This is a genomic window from Streptomyces sp. NA04227, from assembly GCF_013364195.1.
GTDB lineage: Bacteria > Actinomycetota > Actinomycetes > Streptomycetales > Streptomycetaceae > Streptomyces.
Map to the genome: position 1 here is coordinate 5,986,377 of NZ_CP054918.1, position 24,375 is coordinate 6,010,751.

General features: G+C 70.4%; 20 protein-coding genes. 5 read left to right on the forward strand and 15 right to left on the reverse strand.

All coding sequences use genetic code 11. From position 1 onward, the window contains the following. Positions 1 to 65: 65 nt before the first annotated feature. The 3 genes from pyk to pta form a co-directional block, all read right to left on the reverse strand. On the reverse strand, positions 66 to 1,496 hold the full coding sequence (gene pyk, locus HUT18_RS25565; protein ID WP_176102889.1) for a pyruvate kinase: 1,431 nt from the start codon (positions 1,494 to 1,496) through the stop codon (positions 66 to 68). A gap of 102 nt (positions 1,497 to 1,598) precedes the next feature. Continuing rightward, a complete protein-coding gene (locus HUT18_RS25570; RefSeq protein ID WP_176104801.1) occupies positions 1,599 to 2,807 on the reverse strand; it encodes an acetate kinase in 1,209 nt (402 codons plus the stop codon). Positions 2,808 to 2,869: 62 nt separating this feature from the next. After that, the gene (gene pta / locus HUT18_RS25575; RefSeq protein WP_176102890.1) at positions 2,870 to 4,993 is read right to left on the reverse strand and encodes a phosphate acetyltransferase; all 2,124 of its coding nucleotides are present in this window, start codon (positions 4,991 to 4,993) and stop codon (positions 2,870 to 2,872) included. 459 nt (positions 4,994 to 5,452) lie between these two features. Here pta and HUT18_RS25580 point away from each other — a divergent pair, with 459 nt between their 5' ends. Next, entirely contained in the window at positions 5,453 to 6,478 is a 1,026-nt protein-coding gene (locus tag HUT18_RS25580) for an ATP-dependent 6-phosphofructokinase (RefSeq protein ID WP_176102891.1), read from the forward strand. Between the two features lie 75 nt (positions 6,479 to 6,553). Here HUT18_RS25580 and HUT18_RS25585 read toward each other — a convergent pair whose 3' ends face one another. Beyond that, the gene (locus HUT18_RS25585) at positions 6,554 to 7,348 is read right to left on the reverse strand and encodes an NIPSNAP family protein (RefSeq protein WP_176104802.1); all 795 of its coding nucleotides are present in this window, start codon (positions 7,346 to 7,348) and stop codon (positions 6,554 to 6,556) included. A 292-nt stretch (positions 7,349 to 7,640) separates the two neighbouring features. Here HUT18_RS25585 and HUT18_RS25590 point away from each other — a divergent pair, with 292 nt between their 5' ends. Then, a complete protein-coding gene (locus tag HUT18_RS25590; RefSeq protein WP_176102892.1) occupies positions 7,641 to 8,672 on the forward strand; it encodes a YafY family protein in 1,032 nt (343 codons plus the stop codon). A gap of 112 nt (positions 8,673 to 8,784) precedes the next feature. Here HUT18_RS25590 and HUT18_RS25595 read toward each other — a convergent pair whose 3' ends face one another. From HUT18_RS25595 to HUT18_RS25620, 6 genes are all read right to left on the reverse strand, one after another. Then, positions 8,785 to 9,381 (reverse strand): hypothetical protein, encoded by a 597-nt coding sequence (locus HUT18_RS25595; RefSeq protein WP_176102893.1) that lies wholly within the window; start codon positions 9,379 to 9,381, stop codon positions 8,785 to 8,787. Then, positions 9,378 to 10,058 (reverse strand): hypothetical protein, encoded by a 681-nt coding sequence (locus HUT18_RS25600; RefSeq protein WP_176102894.1) that lies wholly within the window; start codon positions 10,056 to 10,058, stop codon positions 9,378 to 9,380. The genes HUT18_RS25595 and HUT18_RS25600 overlap by 4 nt, the downstream gene beginning before the upstream one ends. Beyond that, a complete protein-coding gene (locus HUT18_RS25605; RefSeq protein ID WP_176102895.1) occupies positions 10,058 to 11,419 on the reverse strand; it encodes a hypothetical protein in 1,362 nt (453 codons plus the stop codon). Before HUT18_RS25605 ends, HUT18_RS25600 begins: the two co-directional genes overlap by 1 nt. Beyond that, a complete protein-coding gene (locus tag HUT18_RS25610) occupies positions 11,419 to 11,745 on the reverse strand; it encodes a hypothetical protein (protein WP_176102896.1) in 327 nt (108 codons plus the stop codon). Before HUT18_RS25610 ends, HUT18_RS25605 begins: the two co-directional genes overlap by 1 nt. A gap of 156 nt (positions 11,746 to 11,901) precedes the next feature. Continuing rightward, positions 11,902 to 13,200 (reverse strand): hypothetical protein, encoded by a 1,299-nt coding sequence (locus HUT18_RS25615; RefSeq protein WP_254878804.1) that lies wholly within the window; start codon positions 13,198 to 13,200, stop codon positions 11,902 to 11,904. Positions 13,201 to 14,036: 836 nt separating this feature from the next. Continuing rightward, entirely contained in the window at positions 14,037 to 14,474 is a 438-nt protein-coding gene (locus HUT18_RS25620; RefSeq protein ID WP_176102898.1) for a hypothetical protein, read from the reverse strand. A gap of 498 nt (positions 14,475 to 14,972) precedes the next feature. On the opposite strand from HUT18_RS25620, the gene HUT18_RS25625 reads away from it, so the two are divergent. The 3 genes from HUT18_RS25625 (at position 14,973) to HUT18_RS25635 (ending at position 18,265) form a co-directional block, all read left to right on the forward strand. Continuing rightward, positions 14,973 to 15,524, forward strand: a complete 552-nt coding sequence (locus tag HUT18_RS25625) for a hypothetical protein (RefSeq protein ID WP_176102899.1) — start codon at positions 14,973 to 14,975, stop codon at positions 15,522 to 15,524. Between the two features lie 97 nt (positions 15,525 to 15,621). Continuing rightward, entirely contained in the window at positions 15,622 to 16,536 is a 915-nt protein-coding gene (locus HUT18_RS25630) for a diiron oxygenase (RefSeq protein ID WP_176102900.1), read from the forward strand. A 52-nt stretch (positions 16,537 to 16,588) separates the two neighbouring features. Further along, positions 16,589 to 18,265: an FAD-dependent oxidoreductase gene (locus HUT18_RS25635; RefSeq protein WP_176102901.1), complete on the forward strand. Its 1,677-nt coding sequence runs from the start codon at positions 16,589 to 16,591 to the stop codon at positions 18,263 to 18,265. A gap of 104 nt (positions 18,266 to 18,369) precedes the next feature. Here HUT18_RS25635 and HUT18_RS25640 read toward each other — a convergent pair whose 3' ends face one another. The 5 genes from HUT18_RS25640 to HUT18_RS25660 all read right to left on the reverse strand — a co-directional run bounded on the left by HUT18_RS25640 (position 18,370) and on the right by HUT18_RS25660 (position 24,120). Continuing rightward, on the reverse strand, positions 18,370 to 19,194 hold the full coding sequence (locus HUT18_RS25640) for a carbohydrate ABC transporter permease (protein ID WP_176104803.1): 825 nt from the start codon (positions 19,192 to 19,194) through the stop codon (positions 18,370 to 18,372). A 92-nt stretch (positions 19,195 to 19,286) separates the two neighbouring features. Further along, entirely contained in the window at positions 19,287 to 20,093 is an 807-nt protein-coding gene (locus HUT18_RS25645; RefSeq protein WP_254879090.1) for a carbohydrate ABC transporter permease, read from the reverse strand. A gap of 162 nt (positions 20,094 to 20,255) precedes the next feature. Then, on the reverse strand, positions 20,256 to 21,611 hold the full coding sequence (locus HUT18_RS25650; RefSeq protein ID WP_176102903.1) for an extracellular solute-binding protein: 1,356 nt from the start codon (positions 21,609 to 21,611) through the stop codon (positions 20,256 to 20,258). Positions 21,612 to 21,781: 170 nt separating this feature from the next. Then, positions 21,782 to 22,471: a response regulator gene (locus HUT18_RS25655; protein WP_176102904.1), complete on the reverse strand. Its 690-nt coding sequence runs from the start codon at positions 22,469 to 22,471 to the stop codon at positions 21,782 to 21,784. Next, positions 22,468 to 24,120 carry a sensor histidine kinase gene (locus tag HUT18_RS25660; protein ID WP_176102905.1) on the reverse strand — a complete coding sequence of 551 codons (1,653 nt, stop codon included), beginning with the start codon at positions 24,118 to 24,120 and terminating at the stop codon, positions 22,468 to 22,470. The genes HUT18_RS25655 and HUT18_RS25660 overlap by 4 nt, the downstream gene beginning before the upstream one ends. Positions 24,121 to 24,375: the final 255 nt, after the last annotated feature.

Genomic DNA, 24,375 nt, shown 5'->3' on the forward strand with positions numbered 1-24,375 from the left:
ACCCCCGCGCGCGGCGGCAGCCCCAGGATGTCGTCAGGACAGCCCCTGGATATTGCCGGACCCCGTCAGGACTTCTTCTCGCCGCCCAAGTGGTGGACCAGAACCATGTTGGTGGTGCCGGGAACTCCGGGCGGGGAGCCCGCCGTCATGATCACGGTGTCGCCGTCGTTGAAGCGGTTGAGCTTGACCAGTTCGGCGTCGACCAACTGCACCATGGCGTCGGTGGTTTCGACGTGCGGTACGACGAACGACTCCACGCCCCAGCTGAGCGTGAGCTGGTTGCGGGTGCTCTCCTCGGTGGTGAAGGCGAGGATCGGCTGGGCGGCGCGGTAGCGGGACAGGCGGCGGGCCGTGTCGCCGGACTTGGTGAAGCCGACCAGGCCCCGGCCGCCGAGGAAGTCGGCGATCTCGCAGGCCGCGCGGGCGACCGAACCGCCTTGCGTACGCGGCTTCTTGCCGGGCACCAAGGGCTGGAGACCCTTGGAGAGGAGCTCCTCCTCGGCCGCCGCGACGATCTTCGACATCGTCTTGACGGTCTCGATCGGATAGGCGCCGACGCTGGACTCCGCGGAGAGCATGACCGCGTCCGCGCCGTCCAGGATGGCGTTGGCGACATCGCTCGCCTCGGCGCGCGTGGGACGGGAGTTGGTGATCATCGACTCCATCATCTGGGTCGCGACGATCACCGGCTTGGCGTTGCGGCGGCACAGTTCGACCAGGCGCTTCTGCACCATCGGGACCTTCTCCAGCGGGTACTCGACGGCCAGGTCGCCGCGCGCGACCATCACCCCGTCGAAGGCCCGCACCACGTCCTCCATGTTCGCCACCGCCTGGGGCTTCTCCACCTTGGCGATGACGGGGACGCGGTGGCCCTCCTCGTCCATGATCTTGTGGACGTCCTTGACGTCGTCCGCGTCGCGAACGAACGACAGCGCCACCAGGTCACAGCCCATCCGCAGGGCGAAGCGCAGATCCTCGATGTCCTTGCCGGACAGCGCGGGCACGTTCACCGCGGCGCCGGGCAGGTTGATGCCCTTGTGGTCGGAGATGACCCCGCCCTCGATGACGATCGTGGTCACCCGCGGGCCCTCGACACCGGTCACCTTGAGCTCGACGTTGCCGTCGTTGATCAGGACCGTGTCGCCCTTGGAGACGTCACCGGGCAGGCCCTTGTAGGTGGTGCCGCAGATCGACTTGTCGCCGGGCACGTCCTCGGTGGTGATGGTGAACTCGTCGCCGCGCTCCAGCTCGACGGGGCCCTCGGCGAAGGTCTCCAGGCGGATCTTGGGGCCCTGGAGGTCGGCGAGAACGCCCACCGCCCGGCCGGTGTCCGCGGCGGCCTCCCGCAGCCGGTGGTAGCGGGCCTCGTGGTCGGCGTGCGTGCCATGGCTCATGTTGAATCGGGCCACGTTCATACCGGCGTCCAGGAGCGTCCGAAGCTGCTCGTAGGTGTCGACGGCGGGGCCCAGCGTGCAGACGATTTTGGAACGGCGCATGGGGCGGATCCTATCGGTTTGTTTCTGATCGGAATATTGTCGAAGCGCCCGTCGGCCCTGTGGTGATCCGGGCGAGCGGGGCACCCCTGCCGCCCGCCCGTCTCACTTGGTGCCGACGAGTTCGTACGTCTGGCGTGCGATCTCCAGTTCTTCGTCGGTCGGCACCACGGCGACGGCCACCCGCGAGTCCGGGGGCGAGATCAGCCGCGGCCTGTCGGACCGTACGGAGTTCAGCTCGGCGTCGACCCGAAGGCCGAGACCGTCGAGCCCCGTGAGCGCAGCCTCGCGCACCGGGGCCGCGTTCTCACCGACACCCGCCGTGAAGGCCACCGCGTCCACCCGGCCGAGCACCGCGCAGTAGGCGCCGATGTACTTCTTCAGGCGGTGTACGTAGATGTCGAAGGCGAGCCGTGCCGCCTCGTCGTTCCGCTCGATGCGGCGCTGGATCTCGCGCATGTCGTTGTCGCCGCACAGCCCGACCAGGCCGCTCTTCTTGTTCAGGAGCCGGTCGACCTCGTCGGCGTCCATTCCGGCGACCCGCATCAGATGGAAGATCACCGCGGGGTCCAGGTCGCCCGAGCGCGTGCCCATCACCAGGCCTTCGAGCGGGGTGAGTCCCATCGAGGTGTCCACGCACCGGCCGCCGCGCACCGCCGAGGCGGAGGCGCCGTTGCCCAGGTGCAGCACGATCACGTTCGTCTCGGCCGGGTCCTTGCCGAGGAGCGCGGCGGTGGCCCGGGAGACGAAGGCGTGCGAGGTGCCGTGGAAGCCGTAGCGCCGGATGCGGTGGGCGTCGGCGGTTTCGCGGTCGATCGCGTACCGGGCCGCGTGTTCCGGCATGGTGGTGTGGAACGCGGTGTCGAAGACCGCGACCTGCGGCAGATCGGGGCGCAGCGACCGGGCGGTACGGATGCCGGTCAGGTTCGCCGGATTGTGCAGCGGGGCCAGCGGGACGAGCCGTTCGATCTCGGCGAGCACCTTCTCGTCGATCACCGTCGGCTCGGTGAACGTCAAACCGCCGTGCACCACCCGGTGGCCGATCGCGGCGAGTTCGGGGGAGTCGAGACCGAGCCCGTCGGCGGCCAGCTCCTCGGCGACGGCGCGCAGCGCCTCCTCGTGGTCGGCGACCCGGCCGCCGCGCTCGCGCCGTTCGCCGCCGTTCAGCGGAGTGTGCACCAGACGGGAGGTCTCCTCGCCGATGCGCTCGACGAGCCCGGTGGCCAGCCGCGCGTGCGCGCTCATGTCGAGCAGCTGGTACTTCACCGACGAGGAACCGGAGTTGAGGACGAGGACACGGGACGCGGCGGTCACGGGGGTACTGCCTTTCTCGACGGCGGCGACGGCGGCGACGGGCCCGTCCGCCGGGGCGGTGCTCACGCGTCCGCCGGGGTCTGAGCGTGCGGTGTCTGGGGCTGTGAGGTCCGAGCCTGCGGCGTCTGGGCCTGGATCGCCGTGATGGCGACCGTGTTGACGATGTCCTGCACCAGCGCGCCGCGCGACAGGTCGTTGACCGGCTTGCGCAGCCCCTGGAGGACCGGCCCCACCGCGATCGCACCGGCCGAACGCTGTACCGCCTTGTAGGTGTTGTTGCCGGTGTTGAGGTCCGGGAAGATCAGCACGCTGGCCCGCCCGGCGACCTCGGAGTCCGGCAGCTTGGTCGCCGCGACCGAGGGCTCCACCGCGGCGTCGTACTGGATCGGCCCCTCGATCAGCAGGTCGCCCGCGCGCTCGCGCACCAGCTCGGTCGCGGCCCGTACCTTGTCCACGTCCGCGCCCGTGCCCGAGGCGCCGGTCGAGTACGAGAGCATCGCGATCCTCGGCTCCACCGCGAATCGCCGTGCCGTACCGGCCGACTGCACGGCGATGTCCGCGAGTTGCTCGGCGCCCGGGTCCGGGTTGACCGCGCAGTCCCCGTACACGAGGACCTTGTCCGCCAGGCACATGAAGAACACCGAGGAGACGATGTCGGTGCCCGGCAGTGTCTTGATGATCTCGAAGGCGGGCCGGATCGTGGCCGCCGTCGAGTGCACCGAGCCGGAGACCATGCCGTCGGCGAGGCCGGACTCCACGAGCAGCGTCCCGAAGTAGTTGACGTCCACCACCACGTCGTAGGCCAGCTCGACCGTGACGCCCTTGTGGGCGCGAAGCTCGGCGTACTGCTCGGCGAAGCGCTCGCGCAGCGGCGAGGTCGCCGGGTCCACCAGCTCCGCGTCGGCGAGGTCGACCCCGAGGTCGGCGGCCTTCTTGCGGATCTGCTCCTCGGGGCCGAGCAGGGTCAGCGCGCACACCCGGCGCCGCAGCAGCACGTCCGCGGCCCGCAGCACCCGCTCCTCGGTGCCCTCCGGCAGGACGACCCGGCGTCGCGTGGCACGCGCCTGCTCCAGGAGCTGGTGCTCGAACATCATCGGCGTCAGCCGTCCGCTGCTCGGTGCCGAGATCCGGCCGAGCAGCGCCGAGGTGTCCACGTACCGCTCGAAGAGACCGAGCGCCGTCTCCGCCTTACGGGGCGTGGCGGCGCTCAACTTGCCTTCCAGGGCGAAGAGTTCGTTGGCGGTCGGGAAGCTCAGGCCCGGTACCGATATCACCGCGGTGCCCGGCGCGAGTCGCTCCGCGAGCCGCAGGATCTCCTCGCTCGGACGCTCCCCGAGGGTGAGCAGCACACCCGAGATCGCCGGGGTGCCCGCACTGTGCGCGGCGAACGCGCCCACCACCAGGTCGGCCCGGTCCCCGGGGGTGACGACCAGACAGCCCGGGGTCAGCGCGCTCAGGAAGTTCGGCAGCATCGCGCCGCCGAAGACGAAGTCGAGCGCGTCCCGGGACAGACCGGCGTCGTCGCCGAGCAGAACGGTGCCGCCGAGCGCGTGCGCGATCTGGCGTACGGTCGGCGCGGCGAGCGAGGGGTCGTCGGGCAGGACGTAACAGGGCACCGGCAGATGCCCGGCGAGCAGGCGCTCTATCTCGTCGCGCAGCGCGGGCTCGACCCGGTTCACCACCGTCGCCAGCACCTCGCAGCCGAGCCCCGCGTACGCGCGGTGGGCGTTGCGCGCCTCCGCCTCCACCGACTCGGCGCTCTGCCCGCGCCCGCCGACCACGGTGACGACCGAGGCGCCGAACTCGTTGGCCAGCCGCGCGTTGAGGGCCAGTTCGTCGGGCAGCTGGCTGTCCGCGAAGTCCGTGCCGAGGACCAGCACCATCTCGTACGCACCGGCCATCGCGTGGAAGCGTTCGACCAGCCGGGAGACCAGTTCGTCGGTGCCCCGCTCGGCTTGGAGCGTGGCGGCCTCGTGCTGGTCCATCCCGTACACGGAGGCCGCGTCCTGGGTGAGGCGGTAGCGGGCGCGCAGCAGCTCGAAGAGCCGGTCCGGGCCGTCGTGCACCAGCGGCCGGAACACCCCCACCCGGTCCACCTGCCGGGTCAGCAGCTCCATCACGCCCAGCTCGACGACCTGGCGGCCGTCTCCGCGGTCGGTCCCGGTCACGTACAAACTGCGCGTCACGCGGCGTTCCCCTTCATCGGCTGCTGCTCAGTCGGCTACTTCTCATCCGCTACTGCTCATCGGCTTCCGCCGGTCCTCGTGTCCGGCTTCCGCCCGTCCTCGTGCCTGCCCCGCCGAACCTCCGGCACACCGTCCCGACGCCGCTTCCGGGCGACCGACGCTTGCACATCTGCGCAGGTGGTGCGGCGGTTGAGCGGCCGGTCGCGTGCGGTGCGCCGGGGCGCCTCCGCGGCCCGCATGGACGTCGACGACGATACCGCCGGGCCCGGTTGCGGCGCCCGCCGGTGGGGCGCCCGCGCGCGGGGCGCCCGGTCCCGTGCGGAGCGGGCGCCGGTCGAGCGAGGCCTTACGCGCCCCCGAGGCCGCGTTGAACGACGGGATGCCCCACCTCTTGTTCAGCCGTGGAACAATCGAGGCCACCCCCAACCGGATCCGGCAGCGAGTGGGAGAGACGGCACGATGCGAATCGGCGTACTGACGGCGGGCGGCGACTGCCCCGGCCTGAACGCGGTGATCAGGTCCGTGGTGCACCGGGCGGTGACCCAGTACGGCGACGAGGTCATCGGCTTCGAGGACGGCTACGCGGGCCTGCTCGAAGGCCGCTACCGCCCGCTCGACCTCAACGGAGTGAGCGGCATCCTCGCCCGCGGCGGCACCGTCCTCGGCTCCTCCCGCCTGGAGCGGAACCGGCTGCAGGAGGCCTGCGAGAACGTCGCCGACATGGCCGTCGAGTTCGGTATCGACGCCCTGATCCCGATCGGCGGCGAGGGCACCCTGACGGCGGCCCGCATGCTCGGCGACAGCGGACTGCCCGTGGTCGGCGTCCCGAAGACGATCGACAACGACATCTCGGCCACCGACCGCACCTTCGGCTTCGACACGGCGGTCGGCGTCGCCACCGAGGCCATGGACCGCCTGAAGACCACGGCCGAGTCCCACCAGCGCGTCATGGTGGTCGAGGTGATGGGACGTCACGCGGGCTGGATCGCCCTGGAGTCCGGCATGGCCGGCGGCGCCCACGGCATCTGCCTGCCGGAGCGCCCCTTCCACCCCGCCGACCTGGTCGCGATGGTCGAGGAGCGCTTCGCACGCGGCAAGAAGTTCGCCGTGATCTGCGTGGCCGAGGGCGCCCACCCGGTGGAGGGCACCATGGACTACCTCAAGGGCGAGATCGACAAGTTCGGCCACGAACGCTTCCAGGGCATCGGCACCGCCCTCGCCCACGAACTCGAACACCGCCTGGGCAAGGAGGCCAAGCCCGTCATCCTCGGCCACGTCCAGCGCGGCGGCACCCCCACCGCGTACGACAGGGTCCTCGCCACCCGCTTCGGCTGGCACGCCGTGGAGGCCGCCCACCGCGGCGAGTTCGGCATGATGACGGCCCTGCGCGGCACCGACATCACGATGGTGCCGCTGGCGGAGGCGGTCACGGAGCTGAAGACGGTGCCGAAGGACCGGATGGACGAGGCGGAGTCGGTTTTCTGAGCCGGGTCGGGCCACGGGTTTCTGAGCCGGTCGAGACACGGCAACTTCTGCTCAGCACCTTCAGTTCGGCTCTGCTCAGCGGATGAGTGAACGGCCGGTGGGCGCCAGCCGCAAGGTCCGGGGCGCGGCGGTCTGTTCACGCTCGACGCCGGGCAGGATCTCGTCCCGTACGAGCGAATCGGCCTGAACTGCGGCGAGTTGGCGCCGATACGCCTCCTCGTCCGGGTACGAGCCGACGACCACGGCGACGTTCTCGCCGGTGCGGACCGGCAGCCTGGAGAAGGTGTTGGGTGCCGTCTCGGTAGTGAGAACGGCGAGTGGCCCGGGGCCTGTTCGGCGGAGTGCGGGGACGAGCCCGTCCCGGATCAGCGCGGGGCCGCCCTCGCGCCCGGGCGGGAAGGACCACACGGTTGCGGATACGAATCGGTCCGGTGCCGGGGCGCCCGGGCAGGGCCGCTCGGACGGGGAGACGGCGAAGGCGAGGGCACGGGTGAGGCCTGTCGTGTCCAACGGGGCGGCGGCGGGGCTGAGGCCGGTCGTGTCCGACAGGGCGCGCAGCAGAAGGACGTTGTCGGAGTCGAGCATGGTGTCGTTGGCCCGGGGGCCGTGCTCGGCCCAGACAGGGCCGCCGTAGAAAGCGGCCAGGGCGTCGTGCCGTACCGCCATGTCCCCAAAGCCGCGCAGCCAGACGAAGCGATCGGGATCATCGAGGTCCCGGAACTGGCCGAGGACGACCATCCCGACGTCCTCCTGGGTCTCGACGAACTCCCGGTCGAACAGCTCGATCAGCTCGTCGCGCCGGCCTGGGCGCAGGGTGTACTGGCGCAGTTCGATGACGGTGGGCGGTTCGATCACGGCAGGTGGCTCGATTACGGTGGGCGGCTCGCTCGCAGTGGGGCGGCCGACGGCGTCGGTGGGGTGCACGGGAGGCTCCTGTCCTGGTTCCTACGGGTTCTCGGTGGTGGTGGGAGGTTGGGGGTGGGGGGCTTGCGTTGCCGCTCGGGCGGCGCGGGCCGACAGTAGGCGAGCCGTGTGCCAGGTGCTGTCAGGGTTTGCCGCGGAGATCTGGGGAGTCCTCGGCGACTCCCTGGAGCCCTCGGCAACCACGGGGAGTCCTCGGCAACTCCGTGGGCGTGCCCAGGAGTTCGGGGAGAATGCGCTCATGTCCGCCGGTCGACTGCTGTCGATGCTGCTGTTGCTGCAATCCCGTGGCCGTGTGTCCGCGCGCGGGCTCGCGGAGGAGCTGGGCGTGTCCGTACGTACCGCCTACCGGGACCTCGCGCGGTTGCAGGCCGCCGGGGTGCCGGTCTACGCGGAGGCGGGACGGGGCGGCGGCTACCAACTGGTCGACGGCTACCGCACCCAGCTGACCGGAATGAGCGAGGGCGAGGCGCGGGCCCTGTTCCTCGCCGGACTGCCGGGCCCCGCCGCCGAGTTGGGGCTCGCACCGGAGGTGACGGCGGCCCGCCTGAAGCTCTTGGCCGCGCTGCCGACGGGACTGCGGGAGGAAGCGGTACGCACTACGGCGGTGTTCCACCTGGACGCGCCCGGCTGGTACCGCGAGCCCGAACAGGCCCCGTATCTCCCGCTGTTCGTCGACGCGGTGCTCAACCGGCAAGCGGTCGACACGCGTTACCGGCGCTGGCGAGCGCCACAGGAGGTGCGCCGCCTACTGCGTCCCTACGGCTTGGTGCTCAAGTCCGGTACCTGGTACGTCGTTGCCGCGTCCGCCACGACGTCCCGGATCGCGACCTACCGGGTGTCCCAGTTCCTGGAAGCCGAGCCGACCGACGAGCACTTCGACCGGCCCGGGGACTTCGACCTGAGCACCTACTGGGCGTCCTACCTCGACGACTTCGCATCCCGCCGCTACACCGGCACGGCCACCATCCGCCTCTCCCCACAAGGGCGTCGGCGCCTGCCGGACAACGTGCCCCCGGAGGTGGTGCGGGCCGTGGAGGCCACCGCGACCCCCGTCGGCGACGCGGGGTGGATCGAGGCGGTCGTCCCGACGGAGAGCACCCCGCACGCCTGTGGGGAGTGGCTGAGGCTCGGCGTCGACGTCGAAGTTGTGGCACCGGTTGAGCTGCGACGGGTGATGGCGGAGACGGTGGGGGCGCTGGCGGGGGTTTACGGCGGCGGGGGCAAGGGCGAGGTGGGCACGGAGGTCTCGCGCGACGAAAGTGTCGACTGAGACTGGGACGCTGTGGCGCAGGCCCATGCCTCGCAGTGGGGCGGGCGCGGCTGGCCCCTGGGATCGTCGCTGATCCCCAACGCCCCAGGCAGCCAGACCCAGTTGACCCTGGCTACTCCCAGTGCAGAGTCCCCGCCACAGTGTCGAACAGCTCCACCATCCGCGGCGCGATCGTCTCCAACGGCGTCGAGAACGTCAGCGTGAGCCACTTCTCGCTCGCGGGTACCGGGATGTTGTAGACCACCGTGGTCGTGGCGAGGGTGTTGCCCATCTGCCGGTCGGGGTCCGGGGCTTCGGTGCGTTGTTCGCGTACGGCGTCGCCCGAGCCGTCGAGTGGGGCGACGGTGGCCTCGCGGCCGATCTGGCGCAGCCGGGAGGCGAGGTCGTGCGGGGTACGGCAGTTGGGGTAGCCGTCCGCCACGAGGCTGACCAGGAGCGAGGAGGCGAGCGGCAGTCCGCCGACGGTGATGAGCGAGAGGTAGAGCTCCAGGCCCCCGGCACGGTGGGCGGCCTTGCACTGCTTCTGGAGGTCGCGCATCATGCGCTGCTTCAGGACGGGTGCGTTGTCGACGCCCGCGAACTGCTGGTCGGCCAGCGCGATGATGCTCCGGTCCCGCTGCTCGGGATCGAGGGGGAGCTGGAACCAGCCGTGCGGGACGAGGACGGTGTAGTCGGTGGGCGGGGTGTCCCAGTCGGTCTTCAGGGTCATCGGGCTTCACCACGCTTGCCCTCGGCGCCGGGGCCGAAGTCCTGCGTACCGGCGGCCGAATCCGGCACGATCCGCATGCCCTGGGCGAGGGCGTCCGCCATGGCGGCGAGTTCGTCGCCACGCTCGGGGTGCCGCCACCACACGTCCATGGTGATGATCTCCTCCTGGCCGGTCGGCCAGACCGCGTACCGGACGGCTTCGAGGATCCTGCTGCCGAAGCCGAGGAGGCGCTTCTCGGCCAGCAGCAGCCGTACGCGCAGGGCGGGGCCGGGGCCGAGGTCGAGTCGCTGGATCTCCGGCTCGGCCTTGGCCTTGGCGCCGTCCCAGCGCAGCAGTTGGGGAAGGAACGCCTCGCGGTCGGGGCGGGTGACCCCGTCCTCGCCCAGGGAGTGCACCGTCATCAGGGCGAGCAGGGTGCCGTCCTCGGTGAAGGAGGCACCGGCGTTGACGGCTCCGTCCTCGTGGACCTCCCGCGCGAGCCGGAGGAACTCGGCGTGCAGTTCCTCGCGTCCGACCGAGAGGTGCAGCGGGTTGAACCCCGCGACGTGCCGTGCCGCCAGCTGCTCGGCCTCTTCCCGGGTGCCTTCGTGCAACAGCAGGTCGAACCAGTCGCTGTCGTCCGCGAAGGCGACCGTGTAGTCGTCCTCGGGCGCGTCGGCCTCGTACTCGTGTGTCATCAGTGCACCTCGTCGATGAAGAGACCGGCCGCGGTGACCCCACTGCCCGCCACGCTGAGCCCGGTGGCCATCCGGGACGCCTGGTTGACGGCGAAGTGCTCGCTCATGCTCTTGCCCAAGTGCTTGATCTCCTTGAGGTCGGACGCGACCGAGGCATCGGCGAGCGACATGGACTTGAAGCTCCCCTTGACGAAGCTTCCGTCACCACGGTTCTTGAGCTCCCGGTACGCCTGACGATAACCGCCCTGGAATCCGTCCTTCCAGGTGGACTTCTTGAAGATCTCGGTCACCGGTTCCCGGATCGCCTTCGGGATGTCGCCCTTCTCCAGCTTGGGCCGCTTCCCGGAGTCGCGGTTGAACTTCTGCCGGTTCCGCTTGACCTGCTTGCCGGTCTGGTTACCGCTCTTGGCCTTCTTCATCCGCGTGAGTGTCCGCGCCACGTACTTCCCGCCGAGCTTGGCCATGACCTTGCCCGCACCCATCATCAGCAGGCCGACGGCGGACCAGGCGAGTTCGGTCCAGGAGGCGTCGCCCATCCCGACCTGAATCACCGTGCAGGCGATGTTGACGAGCGTGGCGACCATGGAGATCGCGCCGAGGAGACCGGCCAGGCCCTGGCCGATGATGGGGATCCAGCCCACGGCGAGGGCGGCGATCCCGGCCCACTTGGAGACGAGCTCCGTGACGCTGGAGATCTTGTCGACGACGTCCGCGAAGTTGTCCCAGAAGCCGTCCTTGAGGGCATCGCCGGAGATGACGTCGTCGATGGCGTCGCGTGCCTTCTTGGCCGCGGCGTCGCGGATGCTCTTGGCCTTCTCCAGCTTGTCGCGCGCCGAGCCCAGGGCCGCACCGGCGGCGCGCTCCTGGTCCTCCAGCTTCGTCTTGCTCTTGTCGTCGCCCTTGTCGCTCTTCTTGTCCTTGCCGGACTTGTCGAGGGCGTCCAGGCCCTTCTTGGCCGCGCTCTGGTCGCTCTCGGCCTGCTGCGCGTCCTGGCGGGCGATCTCGGCGATCTTCTGGGCGCGCTTGAGTTCGGTGACGTAAGTCCCGGGCGTCGCCGAGGCGTTGGACTCGTAGTCGGCGCCGTGGTCGGCTATCCGGTCACCGATGGCGTCCGCCGCCGTGTCGTACCGCTTGTGCGCGGCCTCCAGGCGGCCCCGGCACTTCTTGGCCTTCTCCCGGAACTCCTTGCCCGCGTTGCTGTCCCAGGACTCGACCTCGGCGGCGGCCTTGATGTGCCGTAGCTGCTTCTCCAGCTCGTCCGCGGTCTTGCGGAGCTTCTTGCCGAGCTCTTCCAGGCGTTCCGGGTTCCCGGGTATCGGATCGCTGTCCGCGAGCGGCTGCCAGTCGGCGGGGCGCCCCATCAGGACTTCCCCTTCTTCTTGTCGGCAGCCTTGCGGTCGGACTCCCGCAGGGCCTTGGCGAGTTCGCGGTCGACCTCGTCGTAGGTCTTCGCGGCGCCCTTCGCTATCTCGCCGAGCCGCTTGACCTCCTCGCCGAGTTCCTCCCGGTGGTGGTCCCAGTTGCCCGCGAAGTCGCCGAACTGCCAGGCGAGATCGTGTTCCCCGAAGTCGTCCTCGTACTGGCCCTTCAGTTTGTCCAGGCCGTCGAAGGCTGCCTTGATCTCGGTCAGGCCCTGCCCCATCGAACGGATGACCTCGAGGTCGTCGATCTTCGTGTACTCGCCCATGTCCGGCGATCCTTCCCCCGTACCGTGCCCCGCCGTTACGCGGCGGACCTGCCACGATGTCCCGCCGGGGCGCGGTGCTCCGCAGCCGGACGGGACATGGCAACACACCGTACTCCAGGTGTACTTGAGGAGAACCGGGGCGGGCGGCAGTGGTTTCTAGGGACGGTCCGCCCGCTTGCCCGCCAGGTCATACGGCCGAGGAAATCCCGGCGGCCCGTACTCCACGTACGCCGTCTCCGTGGTCGCCCCGTGCGCGGCCGCCGACTCGTTCAGTGCCCGTGCGCTGGTGTCGCCCCAACTGCCGGACGCCACACGTGCGTTGAGGGTTCTGACCGCTGTCAGTGCCTCGTCCTCGGTGAAGTTGCAGTGGCCCGCGCGTGCGATGTACGCCTGGCGCAGGTGCTCGGTGGTGCCTGCCCTGCGGACCGTTTCGCGGTAGGCGTGCTGGTTCTGGACGGGGACCAGGCCGTCGTGGACGTTGTGCACGTTGAGTTGGGGCTTGGTGAGGTTGCCGGAGAAGGAGGCGGTGCGGGCCATGAAGTCGATGGCGGGAGCGTCGGCCGGGATGCGGGGTGCGGCGTTCAGGGCCGCCAGCTCCCGGGTCAGGGACAGGCCCGCCGCCTTGTACAGGGCCTTGGCCTCGTCCTCGTACGGGGAGCGCGCCAGCATCGCGGCGTAGTCGACGCCGGTGTTCCACGACATCGAGCCGCCCGCGTGGGACTCGGCGTCCTGCCGCCACTGTGTGGTGGAGGAGAGCAGTGTCGCCGAGATGGCCGCGTACTGGTTGGCCTCCATGACCGCCCAGTCGTGTGGGCCGGGGCGTTGCTGGCTCGGCGAGTTGTACCCGGCGACGCCCGCGAGCGCGGCGGCCAGGGCGATCCGTGCCCGTCCGGCCGCCGTGTCCTGCGCCTGGCGCGTAGCCGACTTGAGTGCCGTGGCCGAGGCGTCGGCCTCCGCGCGGTCGGCGAAGCCGGTCAGCGGGGTGTCCGCGTCCGGTGTGAGCAGGGTGCGCAGGGCGAAGGCCAGGTCCAGTTGGTTGTTCCAGCGTGCGACGCCGCCCGCCTGGGTGCCGCAGAGCGAGAGCGAGCCGTCGATCGCCTCGCCGTGCGTCTCCGCCAGCTTGGTGGTGATCATGCCGCCCAGGGATTCGCCCCAGGCGAGGGACCGGCGTGCGGGGCCGAACAGCTCCTGGAAGATCCGCAGGGTCGCGAGCTGGTCGTCCACGGCGGTGTCGACCACCCAGCCCGGCGAGACGTACGAGGAGCCGATCAGCGCGTAGCCCTCGGCGAGGAGGCGGTCCTTGGTCCGGCCCCAACCGGGCGCGTTCCGGGCCGGGTTGGGCTGGTCGCCCGGCACCTCGACGACCAGGCCGTGGCTGAAGAGCAGCACGGTGCCGTTCCAGTCGGCGGGCACGTCCATCACGTACGTGGCGCCGTCCGGGAGGGTCCCGGTCACCTGCCGCGCCTGCGAACTCCCGCTCGGGGCATGGGAATTGGGGCTTGCGGCGGTGGCGGTCAGCGCGGCTACGACGGTGCTCGCGAGTGCTGCGGCGAGGAGGGTGCGGTGCCGGTGGCTGTGTCGGGGCCGTCTGGTCGGCGGTGTGCTTCTCGTTCTGGGCCGAGACCGCCGGCGACACCGCTTTCCGTTTCCTTCGGAACTCATCGGGGCCTCCGTATCAGGTGTGTATGGGCAGAGATCACCTCTGGTGAGGGGAGTGCGACTCCGGTCCTTATTGCGCTACCTGATCCATGAGGGCGCGTCCATGCTCTGAACGGACGGCGCGTCAGGAACCGGACAGAGGGCGGCAGAGCGAGACGGTTCGGCGCTCCGGGGCCGCTGATTTCCGTAACCTCTTGAACACGGGAAATCCGGTGCGGTGGCGCATGGATCTCCACCGCGGGGCCCACGGGGAAATGGCCGGTAAGAGTGGCTTCAAGTGGTGGGTGGGAAGGGGTTGTTGGGGTTGGCGGAGTTCTTGATTGCGCCGGTGGGGGCGGTGTTTTCGGGGGCGGGGTGGTGTCGTTCGGTCAACGATCCGTAGGGGTACGGGAGTTGCTCCGGGACCGAAATTCGCTTGTTCCGCGAGGGCGTAGCGGGCGCAGAGGGCGAATTACCGGTCGTTTTGCGCGGTGGCGCGCGTAGGCCGTGCCGCCGGGACGTAAAATACGGGTGCGCGGCCGGAGCCAGCTCCAATGGCTCCGGCCGCGCTTTCCCTGGGGTGTGTCACCGGCTGGTGGGGGTGGCGGCGCCCCGTTTCAGCCGTCGAATCGGCTGTCGAGTCAGCCGTGCGTTCAGCCGTCGAAACGCTTGAGGCCCACCTGCTTTCCGTACTGCTGGTCGAGCCAGATCCGCTGGTTGTCCGAACTGCCCACCAGGCGGGGGTTGTCGAACCGGTGCGGGGTCTGGCTGCCCGGGTTGACGGTGACGATGACGCGCTCCAGGCACCAGGCCGGGTCGCTGCCCGCCGGCTCGAACCGGAGGTAGGCGGGGTAGCGGTCCAGGTCGTCGGTGTCCAGTTGCGGGCTGCGCGGGTCGTTGTAGGCGGGGTCCTTGACGTTGGCTCCGTCGCCGAGGGTGTAGGTGAAGACCTTCCCCTGCTCGAAGTCGTCCTCGGTCGAGTCCAGGTGGAACTCCCGGCCCGCGATGCCGAGATAGACCCAGCCATTGGTGCCCGCGTTCGCGACGTCCGCGGTGTAGACGTACGCGTCGATCTTGGTGATGGCGGCCATGCAGTGTGCTCCTTTCCGCTCCGGAGCCGCTCGATACGGCTCTCTTTCCGTGTTCGTCAGGGTTATCCCTCGGGGCTCACCCGTCGAACCGCCGCCCGAGGACAAGGGCCGAAAGGAATCCAGCGCTTTTCATATGAGCACGAAACAACGGGGAGTTGCGCCCCGGAGCGGAATGAGGGGATCGCGGGCCGTGTGCGCCGGAGTTCCCTCTTGTCCCGCACCCCCTCGCTGGTCACGGGTGATTTTCGGGGTGCGGTCCGGCGGCGCGGGAATGTCCCCTGCGCGGTGGGCGGGCACATGAATTCCGCGCCCCCGGACCCTTTCCCGGATGAAGTTTTCGGGGCACTGTTCGTACTGTCGGACGGACGCCAATGGCCGAGCGCGGGTGAACAGCGGACTTATTTCGCGGATTCCTGTTTGCGCCCGGCGTGTGAAACACGGGTCAAGGTGTCGCTCCGGGCGCTATTTTGAGCCCAACCGGGCCATGAGGAGGGTGCGTTGACGAGGATCGCGGCGCGGCTGCTGAGTCTGGCGGCCGGAGGTGTGCTGTTCCTGGGATCCGTGGGGTGCGCGGGGGCCGACGGTGCGGGTGACGACCGCGGCTCCACGAGCGCCGAGGCGCCACCGAGCGGCTCCGCCAAGCCCACGGGCCAGCAGGAAGAGCAGGAAGAGAAGGAAGGGAAGGGCGAGCAGGGGGTGATCGCGGGCGCTGTCAGTCTCGACGTCAGTGGTGGCTTCGCCGGAGTACGGCGCGGCATCACCGTCACGCCGGACGGTGAGGTGCGGGTCAGGTCCCGCGAGGGCGAACGCACGGCGAGAGCGCTGGACGGAACCGAACAGCGCACGCTGGCCGCCCTGCTCGCCGAGGTCGACTTCGGCGAGGTCCCCGCGCGCAGCATCTCGGAACAGCTCAGGGACGGCTTCCAGTACCGGCTCCGGTACGAGGGGCACTCCGTACTGACGGACCGGACCACCAGCCTCGGCCCGGTCGACCGGGTCATCGACCACCTGGAGAAGTGCCTGCGCGGTCGTGGCCGGGAGGCCTCGTAGGACCCGCCAGCAATGTGACGCGCGCCACAGGCATACCCATTACCTCAGGTAACTGTAACTGCTTAGTATCAGGTAAACCGAGGAAGGGAGTGCCGTCATGGCTAGCAGCATCGCCAAGCCCGAGACGCCGGCCCAGGCCAGCAGCCGAGAGGTCACCGGGCGTCTGCTTGACTCCGCCGAGCAGCTCTCCTACGACCCCGTGACCGAGGTCGACTGGAAGACGCCGCTCGACAAGGACTTCCACGGCGCCAGCCCGGAGTGGAGCACGCTCTACGGCACGGACTACTGGAACGAGCTGACCGAGGCGCAGCGCAAGGAGCTGACCCGGCAGGAGGCCGCCTCGGTCGCCAGTACCGGTATCTGGTTCGAGATGATCCTGCAGCAGATGGTGCTGCGCGACATCTACTCGATGGACCCGACCGACCCCAAGTTCCAGTGGGCGCTGACCGAGATAGCCGACGAGTGCCGCCACTCGATCATGTTCGCCCGCGGCGCCGAGAAGCTCCAGGCCCCGCCGTACAAGCCGAACCGCCTGGTCATGGAACTCGGCCGGGCTTTCAAGACCATCGCGTTCGGTGAGGCCGCCTACGCCGCGATCCTGGTCGCCGAGGAAGTCCTCGACGTCATGCAGCGCGACTGGATGCGCGACGAGCGCGTGGTGCCCTTCGTGCGCACCATCAACAACATCCATGTGGTCGAGGAATCCCGGCACATGAAGTTCGCCCGGGACGAGACCGTGCGCCGGATGCGCGGGACCGGCTTCGTGCGCCGCCAGATCCAGGCCTTCGTCATCTCGGTCGCCGCGTACCTGATCGTCACCAGCATGGTGAACAAGAAGGTCTACAAGAACGCCGGGCTCGACCAGGAGCGCGCGCTCACCGAGGCGCGGGCCAACGAGCACCACAAGTCGATGATGCGTTCCAGCTGCGCCGGGCTCATGGAGTTCCTGACCTCGGCCCGCCTGCTCACCAAGCCCGCGCTCCTGTTCTACAAGCGCGCCAACCTCATCTGAGCCGTGCGGCCTTGACGATCCGAGCCGACCTGAGCCGAACAGAGCCGAGTACATGACCTACGCGATCACCCAGACCTGTTGCAGCGACGCCACCTGTGTCGCCGTCTGCCCGGTCAACTGCATCCACCCGACGCCCGAGGAGCGGGCGTTCGGCAGCACCGAGATGCTCTACATCGACCCGAAGTCGTGCATCGACTGCGGTGCCTGCGCGGACGCCTGCCCGGTGGACGCCGTCTTCCCGGTGGAGTCCCTGCTCCCGTCGCAGAAGGAGTACGCCCGGATCAACGCGGCGTACTACGACGACGTCGCCCGCGAGCGCGAGACCTCGCCGGTCGACGACCACGGGCCCAACTTCCATGCCTGGGGCGCGCCTTCGTTCGACCGCGTGCTGCCGCCCGACTTCCGCAAGCTGCGGGTCGCGGTGGTGGGCACCGGGCCGGCCGGTATGTACGCCGCCGAGGACCTGCTGCTGCACACCAGTGCCGAGGTGACCCTGATCGACCGGCTGCCGGTGGCGGGCGGGCTCCTGCGGTACGGCGTGGCGCCGGACCACCCGGACACCAAGAAGGTCGGGGAGACCTTCTCCCGCTTCCACGGGCACCCGCGGGTGCGGATGCACCTGGGCATCGAGGTGGGCAAGGAGATCAGCGCCCAGGAACTGGCCGCGCACCACGACGCGGTGATCTACGCGGTGGGCGCCTCCACCGACCGCAGGCTCGGCATACCGGGCGAGGACCTGCCCGGCAGCATCTCGGCGACCTCCTTCGTCGCCTGGTACAACGCCCACCCGGAGGTCGCGCCGGACGCCATCGACCTGTCCGCGGAGAGGGTCGTGGTGGTCGGCAACGGCAATGTGGCCCTGGACGTCGCCCGGATCCTGGTCGCGGACCCGGCGGACCTGGCCGGGACGGACATCGCCGACCACGCCCTGGCCGCACTGCGTACCAGCAAGGTCCGCGAGGTGGTCGTCCTCGGCCGCCGCGGGCCCGAGGACGCGGCGTACACCCGGTCCGAACTGCTCGCGCTCAAGCACCTGAAGGACGTCGACCTGGTCGTGGACGACCACGATCCGCGGATCGCGGCCGCGATCGACGCGGCGGAGTCGAAGTCCAAGGCGGCCGTGCTGCGCGGCGTCACCCGCGAGGCGCTCGACCACTCGGGGGCGCCCGCGCCGGGCAAGCGGATCGTCTTCCGCTTCCACTCCACCTCCGTGGAGGTGCTCGGCGGCGACGGCGGGGGCGTCCGCGCGGTACGGGTCACCGGCGGCGACGGCGAGGACGGACTCGACATCCCGGTGGGCCTGATGCTGCGGGCGATCGGTTACCGGGGTGTGCCGGTGGCCGGGCTGCCCTTCGACGAGGCCGCAGGCGTCGTGCCCAACGAGGCGGGGCGGGTGGCCGGTTCGACGGGTACGTACGTGGTCGGCTGGATCAAGCGTGGTCCCTCCGGCGGCATCGGGGCCAACCGGTCCTGTGCCGATGAGACGGTCGGCTCGCTGCTCGCCGACGCCATCGAGGGACGGCTGACCGCCCCGGCCGAGGGGCCGAAGTCCTTCCAGCGGCTCGCGCGCAGCCGTAACCGCAAGGTGGTCGACGCGCGCGGTCTGGCGGCGATCAACCGGACCGAGATCGGCAACGGGCAGCGTGCGGGCCGCCCGAGGGCCAAGCTCGCCACGGTCGGGGAACTTCTCGACGCGGCGCGCAGCCGTCGGCGGTGGCTCGTCGGCTGACCGGGGCCCTCGCGCGGAGGCCGGGTTCGGACACAGTGTGTGGTGTCCGGGCCCGGCCTCTTTGCGTGCTCCTCAAGTCCGGGGCCGTACAAGGCCGTTGGCGGTCATCCCTTGACCGCCGCGCCCAGCGCGAAGCCGCCGCCGAGCCTGCGTGCGATCAGTACGTACAGCAGGATCACCGGCGTCGAGTACAGGATCGAGAAGGCCGCCAACTGGCCGTAGACCACCGTCCCGTAGTTCCCGAAGAAGCTGAAGACCGAGACCGAGGCGGGGAGTTGGTCGGGGGAGAGCAGCAGCATGAAGGGGACGAAGAAGTTGCCCCACATCATGACGAAGCAGTAGACGGTGACCACGGTCAGGCCCGGGCCCATCAGGGGCAGTACGACCCGTACCAGTGACTGGAAGGCGGAGGCCCCGTCGGTCCAGGCGGCCTCCTCCAGGACCACCGGGACGCCGTCCATGAAGTTCTTCATCAGCCAGATGGCGAACGGGAGTTGGGAGGCGGCGAGGAACAGCGCGGTGCCGTACATGGTGTCGACCAGGTTGATCCGCACGAAGAGTCCGTACACCGGGACCATGATCGCGGTGATCGGCAGGCTGGTGCTGAACAGGACGGTCAGCAGGTACGGGCGGGTCAGGCGGGAGCGCAGCCGGGACAGGGGGTAGGCGGCGAGCGCGGCGCAGGCCACGGTGATCAGCGTGGCGCCGCCGCACAGCAGCAGGCTGTTGCGCATCGGGGTGAAGGTGATCTCCTCGGTCCACACCGCCGAGAAGTTGTCGCCGGTGGGCGAGTCGGGCGCCCGTACCCGCAAGGTCGCGGCGCTGTCCACGGAGGCGAGCAGCAGCCAAAGCAGCGGCAGCGCGAAGGCGGCGGCCAGCGCGAGCAGGGCGGCGTTCGCGGCGAGGCGCTGGCGGGTGCCCCGGCGCAGCCGGGCGCGGGACGGACGGCTCCGGGACCCGGGCAGCGGCGGTCGCGGCCCGGGCTCCTTCGGCGGTGCGTCGGTCTGGGTCCGGGCCACGCTCACACCTCATCCCTGACGAGCCGCAGATACACGGCCGAGAACAGCGCGCCGACCAGCAGAAGCAGCAGCGCCACCGCCGTGCCGTAGCCGATCAGGCTCTTGGTGAAGGCCTGGTCGTACATGAAGACCGGCAGGGTGGTGGAGCGGTCGCCGGGGCCGCCGCGGGTCATCGCCCAGATGAGGCCGAACACCGAGAGCGTCTGCAGGGTGTTGAGCATCAGATTGGTGGCGATGGAGCGGCGGATCAGCGGCAGCGTGACGTGCACCAGACGGCGCCAGCCGCGGGCGCCGTCCACCTCCGCGGCCTCGTTGATCTCCTGCGGGATCTCGGCGAGCGCCGCCGAGTAGACGAGCATCGAGAAGGCCGTGCCGCGCCAGACGTTGGCGAACGACACCGCCAGGATCGGCAGGGTGAACAGCCAGTTCTGGTCGGGCAGTCGAAGGAAGTCCAGGACGGCGTTGAGGGTGCCCTCGCGGCGGAAGAAGGCGTACAGGAGGAAGGCGGCCACGATCTCGGGCAGCACCCAGGCCGCGATGACCACCGCCCCGGTCACGGTCCGCACCGGACGGGAGGCCCGGCGCATCAGGCCCGCGAGCGCGAGGCCGAGGGTGTTCTGTCCGACCAGCGAGGACAGGAAGGTGAACACCAGTGTCAGCCACACCGCGTTGCGGAACTTCTCGTCGCCGAACGCGCGGCGGAAGTTGTCGAAGCCGACGAAGTTGGTCCGGTCGGAACCCGTCAACTGCATGTCGGTGAAGGAGATCCACACGCAGTACGCGATCGGACCGGCCAGGAACAGCAGCATCAAAACGGTCGCGGGGGCGAGCGGAAGCCAGCGCAGGAAGGCGAGCCGGCGGCGGGGGCGGGCGGGCCTCGGACTCTTCCCGAGGGCGCTCCCGCCGGAGTGACCCGGCTCGCCCGCCCCTGTCGTGTCCGTCTCGGCGGTGGTGGCCATCGTCGGCCCCCGCTACCTGTTCACCACCGCGCCGGAGACGATGTCCTTCAGGCGTGAGTCGTACTCCTTCGCCGCCTCCTTCGGGCTCGCGTCACCCGTGGTCACCGCCTCCATCGCCTCGCCCACCGCCGTGGACACCTGGGGATAGACCGGCAGCGCGGGCCGGTAGTGGGTGTGCTCCACGAGGGAAGTGAAGAAGGCGATCCCGGGCATCGACTTCAGGTACGCGGGGTCGCTCGCCACGTCCTCACGGACCGCGATCTGCGCGTCGGCGACGGCCCAGCGCACCGCGTTCTTCTTCTGCTGCATCGTCTTGATGAACTCGAAGGCGAGTTCCGGGTTGGCCGCCTTCTGCGGCACCGACCACGCCCAGCCGCCCGACATCGAGACCGTGCCGGGGGCCTTGCCGTGCTGGGTGGGCATCGGGGTCTGCCCCAACTCCCTCGACCACTCGGGCCATTCACGCCCGCCGCCCTTGGTCCAGTGCTGGCCGAGCCAGGAACCGTCCAGGGCGATGGCGAGCTTGCCTTCGGGCAGCCACTCGGTGCCCACGCTGGTGGGGACGTTCGCGTCCAGCGCGTCCGAGACCTCGGGGCCGAGCTTCTCGCCGTAGACGGTGCGCAGGAAGTCGAGCGAGTCCTCGAAGCCCTTGCCGCCCGCGACCCACTTATGGGCACCCGGGTCGTACAGCGGGTCCTCGCCGGTGCCGTAGAGCAGCATCTCGAAGCCCTGCATCACGGCCGCCTCACCGGGGGCCTTGCCGGTGTAGACGTTCAGCGGGACGACGCCGGGGACCTTCTTCTTGACGGTGCGGGCGGCGTCCAGGACCTCGTTCCAGTTCTTCGGTTTCCAGTTCTCGGGGAGCCCCGCCTTCTTGAAGACGCTCTTGTTGAACCACAGGGCGCGGGTGTCGGTGCCGACCGGCACTCCGTACGTCTTGCCGTCCTCCGCCTTCGCCGCGGCCTTGGCGGTGTCGGCGAACTTGTTCCAGTCGTCCCACTGCGCCAACTGCTCGTCCAGCGGCCGCAGATAGCCCGCCTTGATGTCGGCGTTGATCCGGAAGGTGTCCTCGAAGACGAGGTCGGGTGCGGTGCGCGGGGAGCGCATCATCTGCTGCGCCTTGGTGGCGTAGTCGTTGTCGGGCGCCTGGATCGGCACCAACTCGACCTTCTTGCCCGGGTGTTCCTTCTCGAACTGCTTCTTCATGTCCGCCAGATAGCGGTCCTTGTACCGGGTCTTGTTGTCGGTGCTGCGGTTGTAGGCGACCCGGACGGTGTCCGGATCGCTGCCCGAACCGCCGCCGCAGGCGCTCAGTGTGGCGGCGGTGAGGAGCAGAGTGCCGAGGAGTACGGGGGCGGTGGGGCGCACGGCGCGACCTCCCAAGTGACCGACAGTGGCCGGTGCGGTGCGCCACGTGAGGTGGCGCGCTCTGACCGGTGAACCTAAGGGCCACGTCGTACGGGGTCAATGGTCGTGCAGAGGTGTGCGGGGGGCGCCCGACAACGTTGTTGCCGTCCCGGATGCGATGTAACGCCCCGTCACGACCCCTTGGTCCACTGGTACTTCAGCTCGGGGCGGCCCACCTGGCCGTACTGCGGGCAGCGTTCGGCGCGGCCCGCGGTCACCAGGTGTTCCAGATACCGGCGCGCGGTGATCCGCGAGATCCCGGCCGCGGCGGCCGTCTCGGTGGCCGTCACCCCTTCGCCGGACTCGCGCAGGATCCGGGTGACCCGCTCCAGGGTCGGCGCGCTCAGGCCCTTCGGCAGCTGGGCCGGGCCGGGGGCGCGCAGCGCGGCGAGGGTACGGTCGACCTCGTCCTGGCCGCTCGCCTCGCCCGCCGCGGTGCGGAACTGGGCGTAGCGCTCCAGGCGTTCGCGCAGTGTGGCGAAGGTGAACGGCTTGAGCACGTACTGCACCACGCCCAGCGAGACGCCCTCCCGCACCACCGTCAGATCGCGCGCCGAGGTCACCGCGATCACATCCGCCCGGTGCCCGGCCGCCCGTAGCGCGCGCAGCAGCTGGAGCCCGTGCCCGTCGGGCAGATGCAGATCGAGCAGGACCAGATCGGCCCCGGTCCGCTCCAGGGCGCGCCGCGCCTCGGCCGCCGTGTACGCCGTGCCCACCACGGTGAACCCGGGCACCCGCTGGGTGTACAGGACGTGCGCGTCGGCCGCGACCGGGTCGTCCTCGACGACCAGGACCCGTACCGGCGAACGGGCCGCGCTCATCGGCGCACCGCCCCGGCGTCCGCCGCGCCCGCCGGGGACAGCGGCAGCCGTACGGTGAACTCGGCGCCGCCGTCGGCCGATTCGGCCAGCTCCAGGGTGCCGTTGTTGCGGTGCAGGGCCTGCTGGACCAGGGCGAGACCGAGCCCCCGGCCACCGGGCCCGGCGGGTTTGGTCGACCAGCCGCGCCGGAACAGCGCGCTGCGGTGCGCGGGTTCCACCCCGGGGCCGCTGTCCGCGACCCGCAGCAGCAGTGCCCCCTCGTCGGTACGGGCGGTGACCGTGACCCGGCCGAGCGGGGAGCCCTGCGCCGCGTCCAGGGCGTTGTCGAGCAAGTTGCCGAGGACGGTGACCAGGTCGCGGGCGGGCAGCGCGGCCGGGAGCAGCCCGTCGTCGAGACGGCTGTCGGGGGAGATGCGCAGCTCGACGCCGCGCTCGTTGGCCTGCGCTGCCTTGCCGAGAAGCAGCGCGGCGAGCACCGGCTCGGCGACCGCCGCCACCACCTGGTCGGTCAGCGCCTGGGCGAGTTCGAGTTCGGCGGTGGCGAAGTCCACGGCGTCCTGGGCGCGGCCCAGTTCGATCAGGGAGACCACCGTGTGCAGCCGGTTCGCGGCCTCGTGCGCCTGTGAGCGCAGCGCCTGGGTGAAGCCGCGCTCGGAGTCCAACTCGCCCATCAGCGACTGGAGTTCGGTGTGGTCGCGCAGGGTCACCACGGTGCCGCGCTGCTCCCCGCCGAGTACCGGCGAGGTGTTCACGACCAGTACCCGGTCCTCGGTCAGATGCAGCTCGTCGACGCGCGGCTCGGAGGCGAGCAGCGCCCCGGTGAGCCGGGTCGGCAGCCCCAGTTCGGCCACCGGGGTGCCCACGGCGGTCGCCTCCAGGCCGAGCAGCTCCCGCGCGCCGTCGTTGATCAGGGCGATCCTGCGCCGTCCGTCCAGCATCAGCAGGCCTTCCCGTACCGCGTGCAGGGTCGCCTGATGGTAGTCGTGCATCCGGCTCAGCTCGGCCGCGTTCATGCCGTGCGTATGGCGGCGCAGCCGGGCGTTGATCCAGTACGTGCCGAGGCCGCCGATCACCAGCGCGCCCGCCGCGACGAGCAGCACCAGCGCGACCTGCCCGCGCACCTGGGCGCTGATCGACTCGACCGTGATGCCCGCGCTGACCAGGCCCACGATCTCCTCGCCGTCCCGGATCGGGGTGACCACCCGCACCGAGGGCCCCAGGGTGCCGGTGTACGTCTCGGGGAACGTCTCGCCCTTCAGCGCCGGGCCGATGTGACCGAGGAAACGCTCGCCTATGCGCCGCTCGTCGGGGTGCGTCCAGCGGATCCCGCGGGTGTCCATGATCGTCACGAAGTCGACCGCGGTGTGCCTGCGCACCTGCTCCGCGTACGGCTGGAGCGCCGCCGAGGGGTTCTCCGTACGGGCCGCCTCGCGCACCGACGGCGAGTCGGCCACCGCGCGGGCCGCGGCCGTGGCCTGGCGGCGGGCCGCCTGCTCCGCCTGCCTGCTGTCGCTGAGGTACGCGAACAGCGCGCAGCCCGCGACCACCAGGGCCACGAGCACGACCTGCATCGCGAAGAGCTGGCCCGCCAGGGAACGCGAGCGCAGGAGGCGGAACGGCGAGGACGGCGAGAAATCAGCCATGCGCATCAGTGTGCGCCGGGTGCCTGCGTGAACGTAATGAACACAAGGGTGACCCAGCTCACGGGGGCCAGGCATAGTCACCGCAGTCGCCGGGCGTGACCGGACCGAGCCGCGTTCCGTACCGCCCCTGCCGGGGCGTCACCCCGCGTACCGCACTCGTGACGGGGTACACGCGGCCCGTACACCGCTCGTACGGAGATGTCCGGTACCTCGGACGGACAACGCACCGCCCGCACCGCTCGCGCGACCCCGCCCCGAAGC